Genomic DNA, 20184 nt, shown 5'->3' with positions numbered 1-20184 from the left:
CCGGTATCAGTATTGGGAAAGGATCGGCTTGAGTTCGCGGTCGATCAGCCCGTTGGTGCACACGATATCGTTGTTCTGACGCCAGTGGATGCCATTGCCGTCCCAACGGTGCAACGCGCCCTGCGCCTCCCAGACCACCACGGCGGCCGCGGAGATCGCCGGCACGTCCCACTCGTGCAATTCTGGCTCGAAATACGCGTCATACGTGCCGTCCGCGACCTTGCACAGGTCAAGCGAAGCGGGGCCGACACGCTTGACGTCGGCGGGATGATGCCCGGCCAGCGCCGACACGGCGGCCAGCGCACGATCGGATTCGCCGGGAACATAGGACATGCCGAAGCTCACCACGGAGCCTTCCAGATTCGGAGTGACGGAAGGCACGACCTTCTCGCGCTTCTCACCGAGCGGCGTATTGCGGATGCGCACCGCGCCGCCGCCACGCACCGCCACATAGGTTTCGCCCAGCGCCGGGGCGTGCACGACGCCGAGAATCGGCTGCGCGGAGCATTCCCAATTGAATTCGAACAGGGAGATGGTGACCGCCCATTCGCTCATGTTGCGCACATAATTGATGGCGCCGTCCAGCTTGCCCACACACCAGTAGCGCTGGCCCGGCCGGCATTCCGCCGGACGCGTCTGCCAGAAGCCATCGTAATGATTGATATCCGCAAGACGGCCCGACACGTATCGCAGCAGCCTGTTATCCACTTCGCCGGCGAAACGCTGACCGCTTTCGCCTCGTGTGACCACACTGCCATGTGAGTTCAACTGATCCTGCAGAGCGTGAACGCCCGCCGCCTTGGCCGTTTCAACGACCTTCATCGCCAGTTCGCGTAGATTCTCTTGTGTCATAGTGCACATTCTAACTACGCCCGGAGATTGCGCCCAGAGCCTGCGCCGCGCTTTGCGCATGATCCAACGCCTCACGGGTACGCGCCGCGCCGAAAGCGAGCGGATCGGACATATCAAGACCGACCAGCGCATTCCCGCCGACCTCACGCACACGATCCGCGGACGCATTGCCGTACACGGCGTCAAGCCCGTCACGCAACACCTCCGGCCTACGCGCCGTGATATGCGACCAGCTGGCCGCCACGATCTGCTCCGGGAAACGCCTCACCAACTCCGCACGCAACCAGGCGCGCGTCTCCTCCGGCGCGGCGCCCACGGCATGGTCAAGATCCTGATCGCCCACCACGCGCTCGGTCTTCGACTCGACCTTGGCGTACACGGACCGTGCCGGATCAAGCGCCGCCCACCGCAGATCAATGGCCGCCAGACGCGGATCCGACCAGTCGACTCCGCCAAGCCTGCGACGCATACGCTCCAACAACTGCCATTTGAACAGCCACTCCACACGCCCCGCCTCGGCACGCATGGCAAGACGCTCATCGTCGGACGCGTGGCGGATCGCCGCAGTATCGGCGAGCGCCTGCCCCCACATGGCCATCACATTGCGCGTCTGACGATCCTCCCACGCCGGTTCGCCCGTAGTGTCCGTGCCGAGCACGATCGACGCGACCGCATACACCGCGCCACGCAACCGCACCTGCATCTGCCAGGCGGTGATGCTCCCGCCATGCTCCAACGGCAGTTCGGCCCCAAGACCAAGATCATGCGAAACCGTATGCATGGCCTCGACCGGATCGGCCAAACGCAGCCCCTCGATCAGCGCATGCACGTCGAAACCGGCTTCACCGGCATGTTCCAACATCCACAACAGCATGCTCGTCACACCAAGCTTCAACACCTGCGGCACGTCCATACGGTTCGCGTCGCCCACGATCACATGCAAACGCCGATACTCGCCCATGGCATGCGACTCGTCGCGCGTATTGATGATCGGACGGTCGAACGTGGTCTGCAAACCGATCTTGGCATGAATGTAATCGGCACGCTGGCTGAGCTGATAGCCCGGCTCCTCGCTGCGCTCGCCGATGCCGACACGCCCCGAACCGGCCCAGATCTGACGTGAGATGAAATGCGCGGTCATCAGACCGGCCACGTCGTCGAACGGCACACTCCGCAGCATCATGTAGTTCTCATGCGTGCCCCAGCTGGCGCCCTTGCCGTCCACATTGTTGCGATGCAGCGCGATGGTATGGCCGGTGACATGGCTGGCCTGCCGCGCGGCGGCCAGCATGAGACGGTCGCCCGCATGGTCGTAGGCGACGGCCTGGAACGGGTCGACGGTTTCCGGCGCGGAATATTCGGGGTGCGCGTGGTCGACATAGATACGCCCGCCATTGGGGGCGATGACGTTGACGATATTGAGCTGCGGGGAATCGGTGAGCATATCCGGCCGGGCGGCGGCACGGTCCAAACGCGTGCCACGGGCATCGTTCACCGGATCCTCCTGCCGATAATCCCAGCGGATACGCCTCGTACGCGCATCCGCCGCCGCACCCACCACGTCGAACGACAGCTGCACCGGCTGATAATGCGCCGTACCCTCCTGCGAGACGGCGTATTCGGTTTCCGTGCCCATCACACGCAACACGCTCATGATCTTCCTTCCATCCTGTCCAACCAACTCGGGCTATGACCTAGACCCAGACCCAGACCCAGACCCAGCCTATGCCACCTCGTCCGAAACCTGCCTGATGGCGGTGATGCTCCCCGTTTCAAACCCGTTGACACGACTCCACTGCTCAGGATCCGCATCAAGCAACGCATCACGCGTCTCACGGAACTCATCATCCACCGCCGCGGCAAGCAGATCCGCATTCAACGCGACCTGAGCGCCCGTCTCGATCGAAGCCTTGACCGCACGCGTCTTGGCACGATCAACGATATTCTTCAAACTCGCGCCCGAAACCACATCGGCAAGGAACAACCCACGCCAACGCCCACCCGCATCACGCACCTGGGCAAGCTCACGCCGCGACGACCTGGCCATGATGTCACGCACCAGCACCACCGCGAGCGCGGAAGCATCCATCCCCTGCTGCAACGGCAGATCGTCGGTGAGATAATGCCGCACAATCGCCGTCGCGGATTCGACGGACGGCCTATCGATGCGGATCTTCACATCAAGACGGCCAGCACGCAACACCGCCGGATCGATCATGTCCACACGATTGGACGCACCGATCACCATCACATTATCCAACGATTCCACACCATCAAGCTCGGTGAGGAACTGCGGCACGATCGTGGTCTCCACATCCGAAGACACACCCGAACCGCGCGTACGCAGCAACGAATCCATCTCATCGATGAACACCACCACCGGACGGCCATCCGCCGCGCGCTCGCGGGCCCTGGCGAAGATCAGGCGGATCAAACGCTCCGACTCGCCCACATACTTGTTGAGCAGTTCCGGGCCCTTCACGGAGAGGAACACGCCGCCACCCACGCCGGATTCCGCGGCGAGGGCATGTGCCACGGCCTTGGCGATCAGGGTTTTGCCGTTGCCCGGAGGGCCGTACAGCAGCACGCCCTTCGGGGCGCGCAGATTGTAACGTTCGAACAGTTCGCGATGCAGGAACGGCAGTTGGACGGCGTCGCGGATACGTTCGATCTGGGCGTCGAGACCGCCGATGTCATCGAAGGTGACATCGGGAATCTCCTCAAGCACCAGGTCGAGATCGTCCTCCTGCGGCAGCACGCCGATGGCCAGACGGGCGGACGGTTCCACGAGCACGCGTTGCCCGTTGGACGGTTTGGCGAGCGCCAATTCGGACGAGCGGCGCACCGCGGTCAAGGCACCGCTGGCGTCGCGCACCAGCAGACGGCCGTCGTCGAGCACCTGCGCGATGGTGCGCACCGTACCCACGTCGTCGGCGGCACGCTGGTCGACCAACACCATCGATTCGTTAAGCAGCACCGTATTGCCCGCGGCCAAGCGGGCGACGTTGAAGTTGGCGGCGACCGGCACAATCATACGCCGAGTGCCGGCGATCACCTCGGCCGAGGCGTGCTGTACGCCGTATTCGTCGGTGCGGGACGATTCGACGCGCACCATGGTGGCGAAGGTCATGGGCGGCTGGGCCAGCTGGGCCAGCTGGGCGCGGGCCTTGTTCAGCTCCTTGCCCGCGCGGGTCAACGCCTCGGCCAGCGCATGGTTCTTGGCCTTCAGCTGGTCGTTCGCCTGCGCGAGCGCCTGAGCGGATTCCTCGGCATTGAAGTCGCCCTGCCCGTGATCGTCCATGAGTGCGTCCTTTCCGTGTTGTCGCGCCCGCCGACACCGTTCGCCAGCAACGTTCGCCAACACCGTTCGTCGAGCATACCGCCATTACCTGCTACCACCCTACGGCTTCACCGGCCTGGTCGGCGGCGTTTGTTCCAGCGTTTGTTCCAGCTTTCGCCTCACCGTCTGTTCCAGCGTTTGCCTCGCCGTCTGCCCCAGCGTTTGTCCCAGCGTTTTCCCACAATCGAAAGCATGATTTCACCCGCTTCGCCCACCAGCACCGCATCCGCCAAGCCGACCCTCGACCAGCCCGGTCTTCTGGTGATGGATGTCGATTCCACGCTCATCGACGAGGAAGTGATCGACGAGCTGGGAGCAGCCGCCGGTTGCGGTGAGCGAATCGCGCGCGTGACCGAACAAGCGATGCGCGGCGAACTCGACTTCCGCGAGGCGTTGCGCGCACGCGTGGCCCTGCTGGAAGGGCTGCCGGTCTCCGTATTCGACGAGGTGTACCGGCGCATTCACTTCACGAACGGCGCGCACGAGCTGATCGACACGCTGCACGCGCACGGGTGGAAGGTCGGCGTGGTGTCGGGCGGATTCCACGAAATCGTGGACCGTTTGGCGGATGACGCGCACATCGACTACCGACTGGCCAACCGGCTGGAATCGCGCGACGGCGTGCTCACCGGCAAAGTGCTGGGCGAAATCGTGACCAAGCAGGTGAAACTGGATTCGCTGCACGCCTGGGCGGATGAGCTTGGACTGCCGATGAGCCAGACCGTGGCCATGGGCGACGGCGCGAACGACATTCCCATGATTCTTGAAGCGGGGCTCGGCATCGCGTTCTGCGCGAAACCGAAGACGCGCGAGGCCGCTCCCGCGGCGATCACGACGCGCGACCTGCGCTTGGTGCTTGATTTTCTGCACTGACGGCTGGCCCGAACGGGTGTTTCAGGCCAGCCCTCTCCCCTACGGGTTCAGTCGAGGTAGGCGGTTTCGGAAAGTCGGGCGCCACGCGCCCAATCCGCGGCACGCATGGCCTTCTTGCCCTGCGCCTTGACTTCCAGCAGCTCCAACGGCGTGCTGCCGGTTCCCATCCACACGTTCTTCTTACCGGCACGCAGCTCGCCCGGCTTCAGATCCGACGGCACGTTCGGGCGCTCCATATCCGCCGGGCATGCGCGCAGCACATGCAGGGTGATCGACTCCCCCGCATCGCCCGCGGCATGCAGTTTGGCCCACGCTCCCGGATTCGGCGTGCACGCGCGAATCTGGCGGTCAATCGCCTCGACCGCATCGCCGACCACGATATGCGCGTCCTCAACGCTGATCTTATGCGCGTATTCGGCCTGCTCGTGAGCCTGGGGCGTGAACGTCGCGGTGCCGTCACCCACCTGGGCCAGCGCGTCCACATACATCGGCGCCCCCTCGTCCGCCAACCGTTCCAACAGTTCGCCGGAGGTTTCGCGACCGGTCAGTTCGACGGTCATGGATGCGACCACCGGGCCGTCATCAAGCCCCTCGCCCACCTTGAACACGTCGGCGCCGGTGGTGGCGTCGCCCGCCCAGATGGCACGCTGCACCGGAGCCGCGCCACGCCATTTCGGCAGGTTGGAGAAATGCAGGTTGTACCAGCCCATCGGCACCGCGTCGAGCACCGCGACGGGCAGGATATTGCCGTAGGCGATGACCGCGGCGATGTCGGCGTTGAGCTCGGCGAGGGTGTTGAAGAACTCCGGGTCGCGCGGCTTGCTGGTGAATACGGGGATGCCGAGTTCCATGGCCGCGGCCTTCACCGGGCTGGGCGCGAGTTTGCGGCCGCGGCCCACCGGCGCGTCCGGACGGGTGAGTACGCCGACCACCTCGAACCTGGGGTCGGCCGCGAAGGCGCGCAGTGAGGGTACGGCCACTTCGGGCGTGCCGGCAAACAGCAATCTCAACGTCATATCGCTCTCCTTGTTCCGGTAACGGTCATGCGGATGCGGATCCCATCCGACTCATGCCGTCTCACCGATGCTTCCTTGTATACGTTTCCTTGAACTTGTATACGCTTCCTTGAACATATGCGGTTCGCCGACGCGGCACGCCGGTTCGCGCTTCCATACACGAGTATATTGGCCCGGCGTCGACCCCGGTAGCTTCTCGGGCTTTCCGGCATTCCCGGTGTTTCACCGGCAGGCCGGTTTCCGGGCGGTTCATTGCCTTCTTGGGGTGCGTGGCTCGGCATGTGCCGTCGCCTTCGCCATTTCCGCCCCTGTTTACGCGCTACTTCGCCTATTTGTGGCAGATTCCGGAATGTTGAAATAACCAGGTGGCTTATATATGGCACTCATACGGCGAAATCGCAAGTATCATCCTTGGAATTCCGCCGCTTATACTCCGGGTTTCCCCGTTGAGGTGCCATAGATAAGCCACCTAGCAAAATCATGACCCCGAAATCCGCCATCGATAAGCGAAGTAGCGCATCGGAACCATGCAACCGGCAGTTGCGGGCGACACAGATGCCGGCGTAATGGCCGTCACGGCAGCCGGCGCGGCTGCCAAAGGCCGCCGGCGCCTCCGCAAGCCGTCAACAAGCCGGCTGGAACCAGTTCGGCCCTCACTGAACGTCGGGAATGGCCACGCCGTTGGCGATGAGCAGCTCACGCAGCTTCACCGGGTCGCGGAATCGGACGCCGCGAATGCCGGCATTGTTCGCGCCCACGATGTTCATCGCCTTGTCATCCACGAACACCGCCCCTTCGGCGCCGATGCCGAACTCCTCCAACGCCTTCTCGTAGATCGCGCGGTCGGGCTTGCGCAGCCTCACATACCCGGACACCACCTTGCCATCCAGCTGACGCAGGATCGGCGTGGCGCGTTCGGCGATCGGGTACAGCTCCTTCTCCCAGTTCGACAGGCCCCACACGCCGAGGCCAGCTGCCTTGAGGTCGTTGATGAGCACGCGAGCGCCCGGCACCACGCCGGTGAGGGAATCCTCGAAATTCTCAAGGTAGTACGCGAGAATATCCGCCCACTTGTCGCCGTGCGTTTCGCGCATCCATGCGATGCCTTCCTCGGGCGTGGCGCCGGCATCCATGCGGTCGTTGGCGTCATAGAAGCCGGAAATGTCGTTGTCGAGGAACTGTTCGATAGTTTCCGCACTGTACCGCGGGATGAGCACCGCGGAGGGCTCCCAGTACAGCAGCACGTTGCCGAAGTCGAAGATGACGTCGGTGATCGGCTTGCCCGCGTTCGCGGCGGCTTCGCTTTGCGCCATAAGCACGTCGTATTCCATGTCCGGCTCTCCAGGCCAACCTTTCATAGTCCGCTCCTTGCCTTGCGTCGTCGTTGGCGGCCGCACACCGCATGCGACTATGCGGCCGACTGTTTTTTCCGCATTCATTATGCCGCATGATGCGGCGTTACGCGGCTGTGGCGCGTATCACACGTGGCGGCGACGGATGCTCAGATGAGATCCTTCGGATCGAGTTGGAATCGCAGTTCGCCGAATTCACGCGAGGCGACATGGCGGGCGACCTCGTGCTTCAGCCGTTTCGCCAACTCCTCACGCCGCGCGTACGGCACACGCACCACGGCTTTGACACGGTCGGCGGTCGCCTCCAGCTCGCGCGCGTTCAACGTGCGCGGCTGCGCGATCGGGACGGGGCCGAGCAATCCCGGCCATTCCGTGCCGAAATTCACCATGCCGTCATCAGGCCGGCTTTGCGGTGTTTCCCCGCCACTCGCGGCGGCCATCATGCCCTGATCGAACCCGGCCTGTGCGGCGCGCGGAGCCGGGCATACCGCCATGTCGCCGCCGATCACGCCGATATGCTCCAAGGCGACGCGCACGGTTCCCGCGCGTCCCCACACGCAGGCGACCGCCGCAGCGGGCGGCATGCCCGTGCCGAGGCGCTCGGCCAACTCTTGTCTGGCGAGGATGGAGGAATCCCAGAGCATCAGCGACTGTGCGATGGCGGGGTACGTTTCGCCGAGCAACAATACCTGGCCGCCGCGCGTGCGTGGCGCGCATAGCGAAGCCACCCGCATCCACGAGGCGAGCGTGTCCACACGCGCGTCGAGGCCCGGCTTGTACAGGCTGTTCCACGCGTCGAGGATGGCTACGGATACGTATGCGCCGTAGCATGTGCCACCGCCGTTCATGCCACCGCCGTTCACACCGCCCGATTTACTCACCTTGCCGCCGGATATGCGGATGCGCGGTTCGGCGCCCGGCGTCGCGATCACGATGACCGGCCTGTTGTCGATGACCTCGATCGGCCCGTTCGGCTGGCTCGGGCTGGACAGCATGACCGGTACGCCGCGGAACAGGCCGCGCAGCTCGTCGGCGGTGCCGGCCGCGCCGACATGCACGACGCGCAACCGATCGCAACGGCAGTATCGGCATCGCCAGTTCGTGGCGGCGAAACCGCACCACCGGCATCGCGGCGTGTCGGCGCCGGAACCAGTTCCTGCGCCGGAACCGCGCACCCGTTGCAACGGCCCCGTGCAACGTGCGCATCTGGCCTGCCTCAGGCATTTCGGGTTCGCGCAGCTCAACGCTTCGGCCACGCCATCGGCGGGGATGGAGAACAGGACCGGGCCGGAGCGCAGCGCCTGGCGGATATTGTTGACCGCGGTGTGCGGCACACGCGCGCCGATCGACGGATCCGCAAGGCGCGCAAGTTCGTCGCGGTTCAGCCATCGCACCCAAGGGGTGGCGTCCTTGAGCACGCTGGGCAGGGGGCGGATCGCCACGCTGGGGCCGCTCACCGCACTGTTCACGTCAATGCCACGGCCGCCGGCGCTCCGACCGGTTCCGCCGCAATCCAGCTCCCACTGGCTCAGCGGGCTGCGCGCGTTGGCGAGCGCCACGAACGTGCCGCCGTGCAGTCGAGCGCGCAGGCGCATCACGCCTCGGCCTTGGGCGTAAGGGGTCATGCCGTCGGCCTGCTGGTAGGCGGCGTCGTCCATGATCGCGAACAATGCCGGCCCTTCCACCGGCGCGTACATGGCGGCGCGGGTGCCGATCACGCATTTCACGCTGCCCGTGGCGATGGCGAGCCATGCGCGGTAGCGGTCGGCGGGCGGCAGCGCGGCGGTGAGCACCGCGACGTCGCCGGTCCATCCGCCGGTTTCCGAACCGTTCTGAGCGAAACGTCGCAGGCCGAACGTTTCCAATTCGCGCATCATGATATCGGTTTCACGCGCGTCCGGCAGTACCGTCACCGAGGTATGCCCTGCGGCCAGCGATTCCATGGCCATCCAGGCCAACGCCTGTGCGGCCGAGGCGATGCCCGGCAGCGGGTCGACGATGAACGCCCGGAACGCGTTGCCATGCAATGCCGCGCGTAGGTCGCGCACGCCGGCGTCATATGAACCGGCCATCGTTTCGAAGGCCCTGTTTGCCGCCTCGTTCAGCTGCGGAGCCGTGATGCCGGCACGTCCGAACGATGCCGTGAGCCGCTGCTCCTGTTCGACTTTCGCCACGCGGGGCGGAATCGCGAGGCGCAGGATGTTGGCGCGGGTGCCGCCGTAGGCTTCGGCGATGGCGGTGATGTCGCGCCGCAGCGCTTCGGACACGCGCACTCCCCCGACGAACACGCGTTCCACGTAACGCAGCGAGGCGGCGGGCACTTCGCTGACGGATGTTCTCTCCCAGATGATGCCGTTGACGCGCTGCCCGCCGAATCGTACGCGCACCATCGCGCCCGGCATGGCATGTTCGGAATCCTTCTCGTCGATGAGATAGTCGAAGGTCTGACCCAAATGCGCGGCCTGAATATCCAGCACCACGCGCACGATCGGGTCGACGCTGGCCTTGGTGTGTCTGGACGCGCGAGAGCGGCGCTTGCGCGGGGCCAACCCGTCGAGCGCCAACTGCTCCGCATCCTCGTAACTCATGGTTCCACTATAAGTGCGATTGCGGCGAAGCTGCGGGGCGTACCTATGGAAACGCCGCCGCGCAACCGGATTGCGGTTGCACGGCGGCGTGTTTCATCCGGGTGCGTTTGGCTCGGGTTTGAACCGAACCTAAGGCTGGATTGAACTCGGATTTGAACCGGATTCGGGCTGGGTTCAGCTCAGGCTGAGTTCAAACCGGGCTAGGGTCAACCCGGGCTGGGTTCGACTCAGCCCAAACTCATTCCCGAGCCGTACCGGTTTTCAGCTCCGCGCCTTCAATCCAGCGCTTCCAGTCCTACGCTTCAGCCCTGCGCGATGGCGGCCTTCAACTCGTCGACCTTGTTGAGACGCTCCCACGGGAATTCGACGTCGATGCGGCCGAAGTGGCCGTATGCCGCGGTCTTCTCGTAAATCGGGCGCTTGAGGTCGAGTTCGTCGATGATCGCGGCCGGACGCAGATCGAACACCGTGCGCACTGCGGCGGCGATCTGGTCGCGCGTCACGCCGATTTCGGTGCCGAAGGTCTCCACGTTCACGCTCACCGGGTCGGCCACGCCAATGGCGTACGCGACCTGCACTTCCACGCGGTGCGCCAAACCCGCGGCAACGATGTTCTTGGCCACCCAACGGGTCGCGTAGGCGGCGGAACGATCCACCTTGGACGGGTCCTTGCCGCTGAACGCGCCACCGCCGTGGTGGGCCGCACCACCGTAAGTGTCGACGATGATCTTGCGGCCGGTCAGGCCCGCGTCCGCGGCGGGCCCGCCGAGCACGAAGGAACCGGTCGGGTTCACAAGCTCGCGGTAATCGTCGTGGCGGACCGTGTCGCCCAGCACGTCGGCGAGCACCGGGTCGATCACATGCTGCTTGAGCTGGTCGGCGAGCCATGCCTGGGTGACTTCGGGGTCATGCTGCGTGGAAATCAGCACGGTGTCCACGCGCACCGGGCGGTTCTCGTCATCGTATTCGATGGTGACCTGGGTCTTGCCATCCGGGCGCAGATGCGGGACGATGCCCTCGTGACGAACCTGGGCCAGGCGGTAGGCGAGACGATGCGCCAAGTAGATCGGCAACGGCATGTACACATCGGTTTCGTCGGTGGCATAGCCGAACATCACGCCCTGATCGCCGGCACCCTGCGCCTCGTAACGTTCCTCACGGCTGGCTGCGGACTCCTGCTCGGCGCTCAGACGCGCCACCCCCTGGTTGATTTCGGAGCTCTGCTCGACAAGCGCGACCAGCACGCCGCAGGAATCGGCGTCAAGACCGACCTGGGAGCTGGTGTAGCCGATGCGGCGCAGCGTTTCGCGCACCTTGGCCTGAACGTCTACATACCCTTCGGAACTCACCTCGCCGAACACCATGAACGTGCCGGTCGCGGCGCTCACTTCGGCCGCTACATGGGACGACGGATCCTGCCTCAGCAGATCGTCGAGAATGGCGTCGGAAATCTGGTCGCACACCTTATCGGGGTGGCCCTCGGTTACGGATTCGGCGGAAATAAGCCGCTTTTCAGTCATATCATCCCTCTTTCGGACTTATCGCCCCGCTCTCGGGCGAGGCACAATGATACGTTTGGTTGTTTGCTGATGTTGTTTTCGGGCATGAATCAGCAGGAACGCCCGTCATGGAACCGGTTGGGGAGCACATGGGAGACGCCTGCATCGGCATGCCGCCCTGCCGACTATAGCAAAGGGTCTGCGCCGGCATGGAAACCAGCGCAGACCCTAACGTTTCTGACACAGGGAGACGATCAGTTGCCTTCGCTCAGATCATCTTCGCCAAGAGTCTCTTCCAGCAGTCCCTCGTCGATCTCACGGAAGGCGATGGACAGCGGCTTGTCCTGGCTCTGGTACTCAACCAGCGGGCCGACGTTCTGCAGCAGTCCCTCGTTGAGCTGGGTGAAGTAGGAGTTGATCTGACGTGCGCGCTTCGCAGCGAAAATCGCCAGTGCGTACTTGGAATCGGCGTGCTTCATCAAATCGTCGATAGACGGAGTCGCCAGTCCGGTGGGGGTGGGCTCAGTGCCGAATGCCATATGCGTTATCTCCAAACATGGAAAACTATCTTAACCGCGCCAAGTATAGCCTTGGGCGAAGACTATGACGGAATGCGCTCCGGATGCTTCCTACGGTTCCGTTGTCTGCGGGCGGCGTGGCGCCGAACGGAGCGGCTCAGCGCTCGTCCGTATCCGCGTCAGCGTCGGTGTCGGCGTTGCCGGAGACCGCGGATTCATCGGGCATCTTGGTGAGCAGCAGCATGCCGAAGCAGACGCCGCCGGTCGCCAAGCCGAACGATCCCGCCACAATCGCCTTGCCCATGATGCCGAACACCAGCGAGCACACCGCCAGTATCATGCCGAACATGCAGAACACCGCGTACTTATCCAATTTCATGCCCTACTCCTTCGATTTCGTCGCGAATCGGCAATCCCCCGCCATCGTAGTCCACATACCCGCCCCGGCGGCGCCTTGACCGGAGCTGCGGCGACGCCTTCTGGGTACTCGCTTGGTCTTTCGGGGTTGCTTGGGCGGCTGGGCGGCTGCGGAACGGGTACTTCGCTTATTTGTGGCGGATTCGGGGGTTCTCTTTTTACCAGGTGGCTTATCTATGGCACTCCAAGCCCGGAACCGCGAGTACAAGCGTTGGAATTCCGCGCCGCATACTCGCCATATCCCGGTTCAGGTGCCATACATAAGCCACCTAGCTGCCGTGGAAGGCCCAAATCCGCCACAAATAAGCGAGATACCGCCATCCGAGTTGCCGCAAACGTCGCTTACTCGGCAGGTGCCTCGTCCACGGCATCCGCCGCACCGGCCTCCGCATCGCCCGCATCGCCCGATCCGGCCGCCGCCGCATCCAAATCAGCCGCGATCTCGGATTCGAGGCGGTCGATCTCGTCGGAGGTGATCTCCTGCAGGTAGGAGTGCCCATCCGCCGCGTCCTTGTACGCCACGTACGCTTTGGTCGCCACTTCGAGGATCTCCGCGGTTTTGCTTTCCGGCGCGGACACGATCACCTGGAAGCCGAGCTTCGGCAGCACGCTCAGCGCACGCTGCGTGTACCGGCCGTCGGCCTTGATCAGCGCCTCGTCGAGGAACAGCGTGGTGTAGGTCGGTTGCCCGGTCACGTCGCCGCCGAGCAGGTAAATCAGCGCAGCACCATAGATGAACGAAGTCAGCTCCTGCAGTGCGCCGCCGGAACGGCCACCGGTCGAGGTGATGCGCTCGTCCGGCCCGTCCTCATGCTTGACGATCGCGTAGAACGAGCAGCGGCAACGCGGGTCGAGGTTTTTCGCACCGTAGCTTTTGATGCCGTTCGTGTCGCGCACCTGGCCGAGCTCCTGCTGCAGCCGTTCGATGAACGTGCGGCATTTGGCGAACATTTTGCGTGTGGCCGCAGGATCGTTCTGATCGCTCTGCTTCCAGTCGGTCAGGTCGTCGATCGTGTTACGCATCACGCCCACGAACTCGTGGTCCGGCCTGCGCACGTCCACATCGATCGACAGGCTGCCGTGGCGCGGGCCGAACTGCTGGCCTTCGAGCATCGCGTTGATGCGGTCGAGCTGTTCGTCGATGCGTTTCGCGTCGGTCTCGACGGCGCGTGCGATCTGCATGAAGCTCATGCGCAGCTTGTCGAGGCTGTTCGCGTATTCCTCGTCCGTGGCCTTGCGCGTGCTGAGCATGTCGAGGCTTCGCAGCTCTTCGACGAAGAACCGGTATTCCGCCACGCTTGCGACGACCGTATTGTCGTCGGGCGCGTACACCTCCAGATAGTCCGACATACGCGTTTCGACGTTGGCTCGCATCACGCCAGCCTGATCGTCGAGTGAGACGATGCGTTTGCGGATCGCGTTGCCGATGCTGCGCAGGATGCGGTCCGCGTATGTTCCGCTTCCACCGCCGAACGCGCCGGATACGATGAGCGCCGCGCGGTTTTCGCTGGTGGACACGCCGTATGCGGCCTCATAGATGTCGGCGAGCTGGTTGGACAGGCTGCCCGGGATGAGCGAATCGTCGAATTCGCCGCTGCCGTACGTGTCGAGCCATTCGCGTTCCTCACGCACGGTTTTCGCCGCACCGTCGCGTGCGAGCTGCGCCTTGGCTTTGGCCATGTTGGCTTGGCCGAGCTGGGCGTACAGGCCTTCGCGCTTGGCGGTGAGTTCGGCGAGTTCGGGGTTGCTGCGGATTTCCTCGATGCGTGCTTTGAGGTCTTCGACGGCACGCTCTGCGCCGACCACGTCGACTTTGCTCCATTCCATGTCGGAAACGAGATTCGCCAGTTCCTTCTGGTCGCGCAGCAGGTCCACCTGGCGTTTCGCACGCTCGTGGCGGATCGTCGCTTCGGCCAGTTTTTCGATGGCCTGTTCGAGCTTGCGCTGCAGTTCGGTCAGGTACCGTTCGTTGACGAAGCCGATGATCATATGCGTGTTCTTGATGCCGTGGAAGCCGTGCGCGCCGGATTTCAGCTGGCCGTCCGTCTGCACTTGGCGTTCGTCGCGGTTGTCGTCGTCGATCGTGGTGACGCATTTCGCGTCGAAGCGTTCCGACGCGACCTGTTCCCGCAGCCATCCGGTGAACGGGGACCCTGCTTTGAAGCGCAGTTTGGAGGACATCCAGCCTTTTTCGCTCGCCGTGTCGTAAGAGGCATTGGTGTCTACGAACTGCCAGGTGCGACGGATCATGAGGCGCGGGTCGATGGCGCTGACTTTCTTGGCGAAGCCTTGCTCGTAGCGCTTGTCGACCAGGATGGTTTGCGCGATCGGCGCGTAGGTGACGTTCATCGCCACGCGCCATGCTTCGGAATCCTCGCGCACGTCCATGAGTTCGGCCACGTAGGGCAGATGCTTGGGGTCGAGTCCGACGGCTTCGGCGAGCATGTTGCGCGCCTCGTCCATGGCTTGGGTGATGCGGGTTTTCTGGTTGCGCTGACGGTTCAGGTCGGCTTGCAGGCTTTCGCGTTCCTTGCGGCAGTCGCGCACTTCGTCGTAGATTTCGTCGCGCTGGTTTTCGCGCTGCGCCTTATCGATGTCGTAGGATTCGATGGCGTTGTTGATGGCCGCACGCTTGGCGTACCACTGTTCCTCGTCGACGGGCATGGTGTCGCCGGCCTGCTGGAAGCGGTTTTGCACGCTGGTGCGCTGTTTGCGGGCTTCTTCCGCGTCACGGCGGGCGCGTTCGAGTTCGCTTTCGAGGCGTTGCAGGGTGCCGTCGTCGAGTCCGCTGATTTTCGCTTTGACTTCGTCGAGTTCGGCTTGGAGGGTTTCGCTTTCGCGGCTTGCCGCCGCGAGGGCGCGTTCCTGTTCCTCGCATTCGCGCTGCGCGATGGGCAGGCCGGCACGCACTTCGCTGGCCATGCGGGATCGCGCCCACGCTTCGAGCGCGGCGCCGCCTTGTTCGCTGTCGGGGTTCACCGCGTCGAATTCGCGCCTGGCCTGCAATGCTTCGGCGTATTCGCCGTACAGGTTCTGGATGTCCTGCAGTTTGGCGATGCGCTTGGCTTTTTCCTCCATGCTGCGGAAGTTCTCGTCGTAGCGCTGGTAGTCGTCGATGGTGGTGCGTGCGAGTTCGAGCGCTTCGGGTACGCCGAGCACGCCCTGCTTGAAGATGTCGTCGAGTTTGGACGGCGCGTCGGCGGACTGGATTTTGTGCAGGAGTCGGCATGCTTCGGGGCTCAGGCCCATTTCGCGCCAGATGTATGCGTGGAAGGCTTCCGCGTTGAGGAAGGAGTCGCAGTCCGGGTACGTTTTCTTCAGCATGGTGGCGGTGAATGGCGTGTCGCGGAATCGGTCCATCGCGCGCGGGTCGATTTTCTGATCCCAGGCGATGTACTGCCTGCGTACTTCGCTGCGCCCGTCGCCGGATGCGAGGTAGAGGAATTTGCCGCAGGAGAGCACGGCTCCGGTGGTGCGGTTCAGGTAGGTGTCGACGATGGCGCCCCATACGGCTTGCGGCGCGTCGTTGGCGTCGCGGCCGCGCAGGTAGATTGGTGTTTCGCCGTTTTCGCCGTCGCTGGAGCCGATCATGCCGCGCAGGTACGTGTAGTCGTTGCGTTCGGAACGGCCTGAATTGGAGGCTTTGTTGTAGGGCGTGCCGGTCGGGTACAGCAGGGAGATCTGCGCGTCGACCAGCGTGGATTTGCCGGATTCGCTGGCGCCTGCGAGCAGGGTGACGGGCAGTTTGTCGCTCATGGACGGCTTGAACTCGTGATAGCCCTCGTAGGAGCCCCAGTTGATGACCTGGCGGCTTTCCATCATCCACCGGTCGGCGATGATGTGCATATCGTTGTCGGACATCACAGGTCCTCCTCGTTCTCGTCGATGGTCGGTTGGGTCAGTTGGGCGGTTTGGATGGGTTCACTCGGTTCGGCTGGAACTGCCGGTTCAGCCGATTCGGTTGGTTCGGCCGGGCCTGCCGGTTCGACCGGAACGGTTGATTCGGCCGATTCGCCGAAATCCAGCATGTCCTGCTCACCGAAATCCAACGCATCCTGTTCGCCGGAATCATTGGAATCACCGGAATCGGCGGAATCGCCTTCCGATCCCCCGGCAGGTCCACCGAGCACGTCATCCCCATAAGCCGCGGCCATCTCAGGCCCGCTCACGCCGTCCGCAATATCCGCATCATCCGCAATATCCGCATCATCCACGTCATCCGGCGAGACCCCCAGCCACTGATCGGCCACATCGCCGTCCAACACCACCGGCACCAGCGGCGTGATGAGATACATGTCGTCCGCATCGCTCTGCTCAAGATACCCGTAGGTCATCATGCGCGAAATCGTGGAACGGATCTTCTTCGCGGCAGTCTCCTCATCGTTGCTGGACGCCAGATACCCCGCACCCGTGGTAAGCGCCGCGCGAATCTCATCATGGCTAATGATCCAACCTTCCGGACTGACACGCGTGTTCTCGTATTCGAGCACGCGGATGCGCAGGAAGGCCAGCATCGCCGCCTCCTCACGGCTCAAGCTCGCACGCGTCTTCAACGAACGGATGCCCGCCTCCGTGCCATTGACAGGAGCCGCATACATGATGCGATACTTGCGGTTCTCCTTAAGCTCAAGCAGATCGTTGTTCAGCGAGCGCGTGACGGCGTCACGAATGGTGCCGTCGTCGTGCACCAGCCAATACATGTCGTCGCTGATATACCGGTCGCGTTTAAGCGCGATCGCGGCCATACGCGCCTCAACCGTCATATCGCCCGTATCGCCGTTGAACAGCGCGAACGGATTGGCGACGGCCTCGGCCGGCGCATCCAGATCGTCCGGCGTACCGGCCGTTGCGACGGCCTCGGCGGCGTTCGCGCTCGCAGCCGCCATCACATCACTCGTTTCCTGTTCCATACCGTTCCCGTCCCGTTCCGTCACTATATTCCGACTGTTTTGGCTATTTGAGCTGTTTGGGCTATGTTGACCGTTTTGACTGTTTTGGCCGTTTTGATTGTCCCGATCGATACCGGCGGCATGGTCGTTCACATCACTTATGCCGCTCATGCTCGCTCCTCCCCCACGATGTCGTCGAGGGCCTGCATGCTCGTCACGATCGGCTTGGTGCGCCACACGCGCGGCCTACCGTCCAAGGTCACGCAGTTCCATTGCACGTATTGCGAACCGCCCTGCGCATGCAAGGCGCTGAGGAAGCCGACGAGTTCGCTTTCGCGGCGTTCCCGTTCGGGCAGACGGTTGAAGCTGGCGGCCAGGTCCACGCGCCCGTCGTCGAGCGTGCACGGCGTTTGGCGGATCAGTGCCATCATGTGCCGTAGGCGCGGCCCGCCAACTTCGATCATGGCCTTCAGGTCCGGCGATTCCACGGAAGGGATGCTTTCCCGTTCGCTAAGGCTCGGCGGGGCCGCGTGGATCATCGGTTTCGCCGGCCTGGTGGGCAGTACCGCGAACTGCGCCGTGCCCGTGTCGGTGCGGTACGGCCGGGAGGAGTTGCCCGGCACCGCTTTCGCTTCGGCGCTGGTTTTGGCGAACAGGCGGTTGAGTTTGGCAAGCATGGTGCGATAGCGCGTGTCGGTCTGCTGGCGGACCAGTCGGCTTACGGCTTCGTCGGATGCGCGCATTTGGCGGCGCACGTCTTCGATGCCTTCGTAGATGCGTTCGAGTTCGGCTCGGACCTGGTTGAGCAGCAGCCCCGGTTCGCCGGTGAGATACGGGTTTCTGGCGATGTCGCGCACGGCTTCGTCGATTTCCTGGCGGCCTTCCTCGGTGACGATGATCTGGAAGGCGTCTTCGAAACGCCTGCCGCTGTCGGATTCGCGGAAGGATCTGCGGTATTCCTCGTGATAGGCGGTGAGAATCTGTTCGACGGACATTGCGCCGGCCTGCATACGACGGCGCAGCGCGTCGCCGTTGTCTCGTTCGGCGAGCACGAGTTCGCGCAGGTCGATGGGGACGCCGCGCAGGGTGTTGTGCACCACGTTGATGATGTCTTCAACCTGTTTGGATGACAGTTGTTCGACGGTTTCGCTGTGTTCGAGCCGTTCGATTTCCTTCTGGCGTTCCTCGATCTCACGGTTGAGCAGTTTGATGCGTTCATGCGGGTCGGCGGTGAGCTGCATGCGCGCGTGCTCGATTTCCATGATGATGCTGTTGGCTTGTGCGCCGGACAGGGTTTGGGCGGTGTCTTCAAGACGGGACAGGGCTTCGATCGCGCGATGGGCGCGGGCGGTGAGACGGTACAGGTAGCGGTGGGATGCCACGTCGAGGGAGTTGGCCAGCCATGCGTAGTCGCCGTCGCCTTCGCGCGACAGTTCGACGAGGATGCGACGGGCCGCTTCGGCCGGAGTCTGATCGTCTTTGAGCGTGTATTCGCCGGTTTCCACGAGTTTGGACAGTTCGCGGGTGAAATGTTCTTCGAGCACTTCCCTCGGCAACTCGCCGGTCAACGGTTCGAACGAGGAACGGAGCAGCGCCACGTACAGTTGCGAATTGTTGCGCATCAGCAGTCGCAGCACGCCGGTTTCATACACCGGACGAAGACGCTCCATCTCAGATCGAATGTCGCCCAACATCCCTCCTGTCGTCAATATTCAACGGCTTTCAGCCCGACTGTCTATTGTACATTCCGCCCCTCACTACGCGTTTGGGCTGGCGGCGTGCGTTGGGGTGATGTGGGTTGGCGTACGTTGGGCGACGTAGGTTAGCGCACGTTGGGCGACGTAGGTTGACGCACGTTGGGCGACGTAGGTTGACGCACGTTGGGCGATGTGCGCCTACGCGCAGTGGGACGATGGACTGGCATGCGTTGGGGCGTACGTTGGGCAATGCGACCGGCGTCTACCCAGATTCCGATGCCGCACTCTCCCACCCCACTGTCATCTCCCACCGCGCTCTTCTGCCGCGCTCTCCCACCGCCCTGCGTACACGTTTGTTTACCAAACGCTGAAAAACCGGCCAAAAACGTCTTTTCGGACCCATGCTTGCGGATTTGTAACCTATACTTCAACGCGTCGGAGCGATTTTCCTTTCACAGGTACGGCTTGGCTGTTCGCTCCGACCATCGGTTACTCCGATGCATCTCCTGACAACGGGTGGACCTCCGAACCGGTGGTCCACTCTTTGTTTTGTGGGCGACGTTTGTGTTGGGTAGTTTGTTTGACGGCTGCTTTGCCTGGCTTGGGTCCGGCACTCCGTTCGGCGTGGGTCCGGCACTTTTCGGTGCGGGTCCGGCACTTTTCGACTTCCTCCGGCACACGCGCACCACAGGCGACACGCCGACGATTTGGCGTTGCCGCCGAAAGTGGCGTAGGCTGACACTCGCTTCGGGCGGTTGGCGCAGAGGTAGCGCACTTCCCTGACACGGAAGGGGTCACAAGTTCGAATCTTGTATCGCCCACGCGAAGCGGATGAGAAGCTCACGAAAGTGAGCGGAACATCTTGCGGGTGATTGGCGCAGCGGCTAGCGCACTTCCTTCACACGGAAGGGGTCGTAGGTTCGATTCCTACATCACCCACTGAATTCTTGCTTCTCACGGCAGGAATTCTTTGCGGACATAGCTTAGTTGGTAAAGCGCAACCTTGCCAAGGTTGAGACCGCGGGTTCGAGTCCCGTTGTCCGCTCCAGATTGAGAAAAGCTCCCGTACGGGAGCTTTTCTTGTATATCCGACCGTTTGCCGTTCGGATTCTCTATCTTCCCCTCCGCCCCCTCCCCTCCCGG

13 protein-coding genes, 3 tRNA genes and 1 riboswitch are annotated in these 20184 nt (G+C 63.3%); of the genes, 4 read left to right on the top strand and 12 right to left on the bottom strand.

Annotated elements, in window-relative coordinates; all coding sequences use genetic code 11:
- Positions 1 to 6: 6 nt before the first annotated feature.
- The 3 genes from KIH75_RS04535 to arc form a co-directional block, all read right to left on the bottom strand.
- Positions 7 to 852 (bottom strand): inositol monophosphatase family protein, encoded by an 846-nt coding sequence (locus KIH75_RS04535; RefSeq protein ID WP_219055598.1) that lies wholly within the window; start codon positions 850 to 852, stop codon positions 7 to 9.
- A 10-nt stretch (positions 853 to 862) separates the two neighbouring features.
- Entirely contained in the window at positions 863 to 2506 is a 1644-nt protein-coding gene (dop, locus tag KIH75_RS04530) for a depupylase/deamidase Dop (RefSeq protein ID WP_219055597.1), read from the bottom strand.
- Between the two features lie 69 nt (positions 2507 to 2575).
- Positions 2576 to 4153, bottom strand: coding sequence for a proteasome ATPase (gene arc / locus KIH75_RS04525; protein ID WP_219055596.1), 1578 nt, complete (start codon positions 4151 to 4153; stop codon positions 2576 to 2578).
- 231 nt (positions 4154 to 4384) lie between these two features.
- Between arc and serB the strand changes: the two genes are divergently transcribed.
- Positions 4385 to 5065, top strand: coding sequence for a phosphoserine phosphatase SerB (gene serB / locus KIH75_RS04520; RefSeq protein WP_219055595.1), 681 nt, complete (start codon positions 4385 to 4387; stop codon positions 5063 to 5065).
- Between the two features lie 47 nt (positions 5066 to 5112).
- Here the strand turns inward: serB and fmt are convergent, their stop codons facing one another.
- From fmt to KIH75_RS04475, 9 genes are all read right to left on the bottom strand, one after another.
- Positions 5113 to 6081 carry a methionyl-tRNA formyltransferase gene (fmt, locus tag KIH75_RS04515; RefSeq protein WP_219055594.1) on the bottom strand — a complete coding sequence of 323 codons (969 nt, stop codon included), beginning with the start codon at positions 6079 to 6081 and terminating at the stop codon, positions 5113 to 5115.
- 653 nt (positions 6082 to 6734) lie between these two features.
- On the bottom strand, positions 6735 to 7439 hold the full coding sequence (locus tag KIH75_RS04510; RefSeq protein ID WP_219055593.1) for an HAD family hydrolase: 705 nt from the start codon (positions 7437 to 7439) through the stop codon (positions 6735 to 6737).
- Positions 7440 to 7582: 143 nt separating this feature from the next.
- On the bottom strand, positions 7583 to 10021 hold the full coding sequence (locus KIH75_RS04505; protein WP_219055592.1) for a primosomal protein N' family DNA-binding protein: 2439 nt from the start codon (positions 10019 to 10021) through the stop codon (positions 7583 to 7585).
- Positions 10022 to 10323: 302 nt separating this feature from the next.
- Positions 10324 to 11541, bottom strand: coding sequence for a methionine adenosyltransferase (metK, locus tag KIH75_RS04500; protein WP_219055591.1), 1218 nt, complete (start codon positions 11539 to 11541; stop codon positions 10324 to 10326).
- A riboswitch (SAM riboswitch) is annotated at positions 11537 to 11595 on the bottom strand. Its footprint overlaps the gene before it by 5 nt.
- Before the next feature lie 179 nt (positions 11596 to 11774).
- The gene (rpoZ, locus tag KIH75_RS04495; protein WP_219055590.1) at positions 11775 to 12059 is read right to left on the bottom strand and encodes a DNA-directed RNA polymerase subunit omega; all 285 of its coding nucleotides are present in this window, start codon (positions 12057 to 12059) and stop codon (positions 11775 to 11777) included.
- 136 nt (positions 12060 to 12195) lie between these two features.
- On the bottom strand, positions 12196 to 12417 hold the full coding sequence (locus KIH75_RS04490) for a hypothetical protein (protein WP_219055589.1): 222 nt from the start codon (positions 12415 to 12417) through the stop codon (positions 12196 to 12198).
- 380 nt (positions 12418 to 12797) lie between these two features.
- Positions 12798 to 16316, bottom strand: coding sequence for an ATP-binding protein (locus KIH75_RS04485; protein ID WP_219055588.1), 3519 nt, complete (start codon positions 16314 to 16316; stop codon positions 12798 to 12800).
- Positions 16316 to 17365, bottom strand: a complete 1050-nt coding sequence (locus KIH75_RS04480) for a DUF4194 domain-containing protein (protein ID WP_236028048.1) — start codon at positions 17363 to 17365, stop codon at positions 16316 to 16318. Before KIH75_RS04480 ends, KIH75_RS04485 begins: the two co-directional genes overlap by 1 nt.
- Positions 17366 to 17511: 146 nt before the next feature.
- Positions 17512 to 19014, bottom strand: a complete 1503-nt coding sequence (locus tag KIH75_RS04475; protein WP_219055587.1) for a DUF3375 domain-containing protein — start codon at positions 19012 to 19014, stop codon at positions 17512 to 17514.
- Positions 19015 to 19790: 776 nt separating this feature from the next.
- On the opposite strand from KIH75_RS04475, the gene KIH75_RS04470 reads away from it, so the two are divergent.
- The 3 genes from KIH75_RS04470 to KIH75_RS04460 all read left to right on the top strand — a co-directional run bounded on the left by KIH75_RS04470 (position 19791) and on the right by KIH75_RS04460 (position 20089).
- A tRNA-Val gene (locus KIH75_RS04470) sits at positions 19791 to 19862 on the top strand.
- A gap of 45 nt (positions 19863 to 19907) precedes the next feature.
- Positions 19908 to 19980, top strand: a tRNA-Val gene (locus KIH75_RS04465).
- Positions 19981 to 20013: 33 nt separating this feature from the next.
- Positions 20014 to 20089, top strand: a tRNA-Gly gene (locus KIH75_RS04460).
- Positions 20090 to 20184 lie beyond the last annotated feature (95 nt).

Origin of the sequence: Bifidobacterium pongonis (genome assembly GCF_019331805.1) — a bacterium.
Taxonomy (GTDB): Bacteria; Actinomycetota; Actinomycetes; order Actinomycetales; family Bifidobacteriaceae; genus Bifidobacterium; species Bifidobacterium pongonis.
This window is presented reverse-complemented; position numbering and strand designations above follow the sequence as displayed.

Coding starts and splice junctions, on each gene's coding strand:
- KIH75_RS04535 (WP_219055598.1), bottom strand. CDS start 852: ATGACACAAGAGAATCTACGCGAACTGGCGATGAAGGTCGTTGAAACG.
- dop (WP_219055597.1), bottom strand. CDS start 2,506: ATGAGCGTGTTGCGTGTGATGGGCACGGAAACCGAATACGCCGTCTCG.
- arc (WP_219055596.1), bottom strand. CDS start 4,153: ATGGACGATCACGGGCAGGGCGACTTCAATGCCGAGGAATCCGCTCAG.
- serB (WP_219055595.1), top strand. CDS start 4,385: ATGATTTCACCCGCTTCGCCCACCAGCACCGCATCCGCCAAGCCGACC.
- fmt (WP_219055594.1), bottom strand. CDS start 6,081: ATGACGTTGAGATTGCTGTTTGCCGGCACGCCCGAAGTGGCCGTACCC.
- KIH75_RS04510 (WP_219055593.1), bottom strand. CDS start 7,439: ATGAAAGGTTGGCCTGGAGAGCCGGACATGGAATACGACGTGCTTATG.
- KIH75_RS04505 (WP_219055592.1), bottom strand. CDS start 10,021: ATGAGTTACGAGGATGCGGAGCAGTTGGCGCTCGACGGGTTGGCCCCG.
- metK (WP_219055591.1), bottom strand. CDS start 11,541: ATGACTGAAAAGCGGCTTATTTCCGCCGAATCCGTAACCGAGGGCCAC.
- rpoZ (WP_219055590.1), bottom strand. CDS start 12,059: ATGGCATTCGGCACTGAGCCCACCCCCACCGGACTGGCGACTCCGTCT.
- KIH75_RS04490 (WP_219055589.1), bottom strand. CDS start 12,417: ATGAAATTGGATAAGTACGCGGTGTTCTGCATGTTCGGCATGATACTG.
- KIH75_RS04485 (WP_219055588.1), bottom strand. CDS start 16,316: ATGTCCGACAACGATATGCACATCATCGCCGACCGGTGGATGATGGAA.
- KIH75_RS04480 (WP_236028048.1), bottom strand. CDS start 17,365: ATGGAACAGGAAACGAGTGATGTGATGGCGGCTGCGAGCGCGAACGCC.
- KIH75_RS04475 (WP_219055587.1), bottom strand. CDS start 19,014: ATGGAGCGTCTTCGTCCGGTGTATGAAACCGGCGTGCTGCGACTGCTG.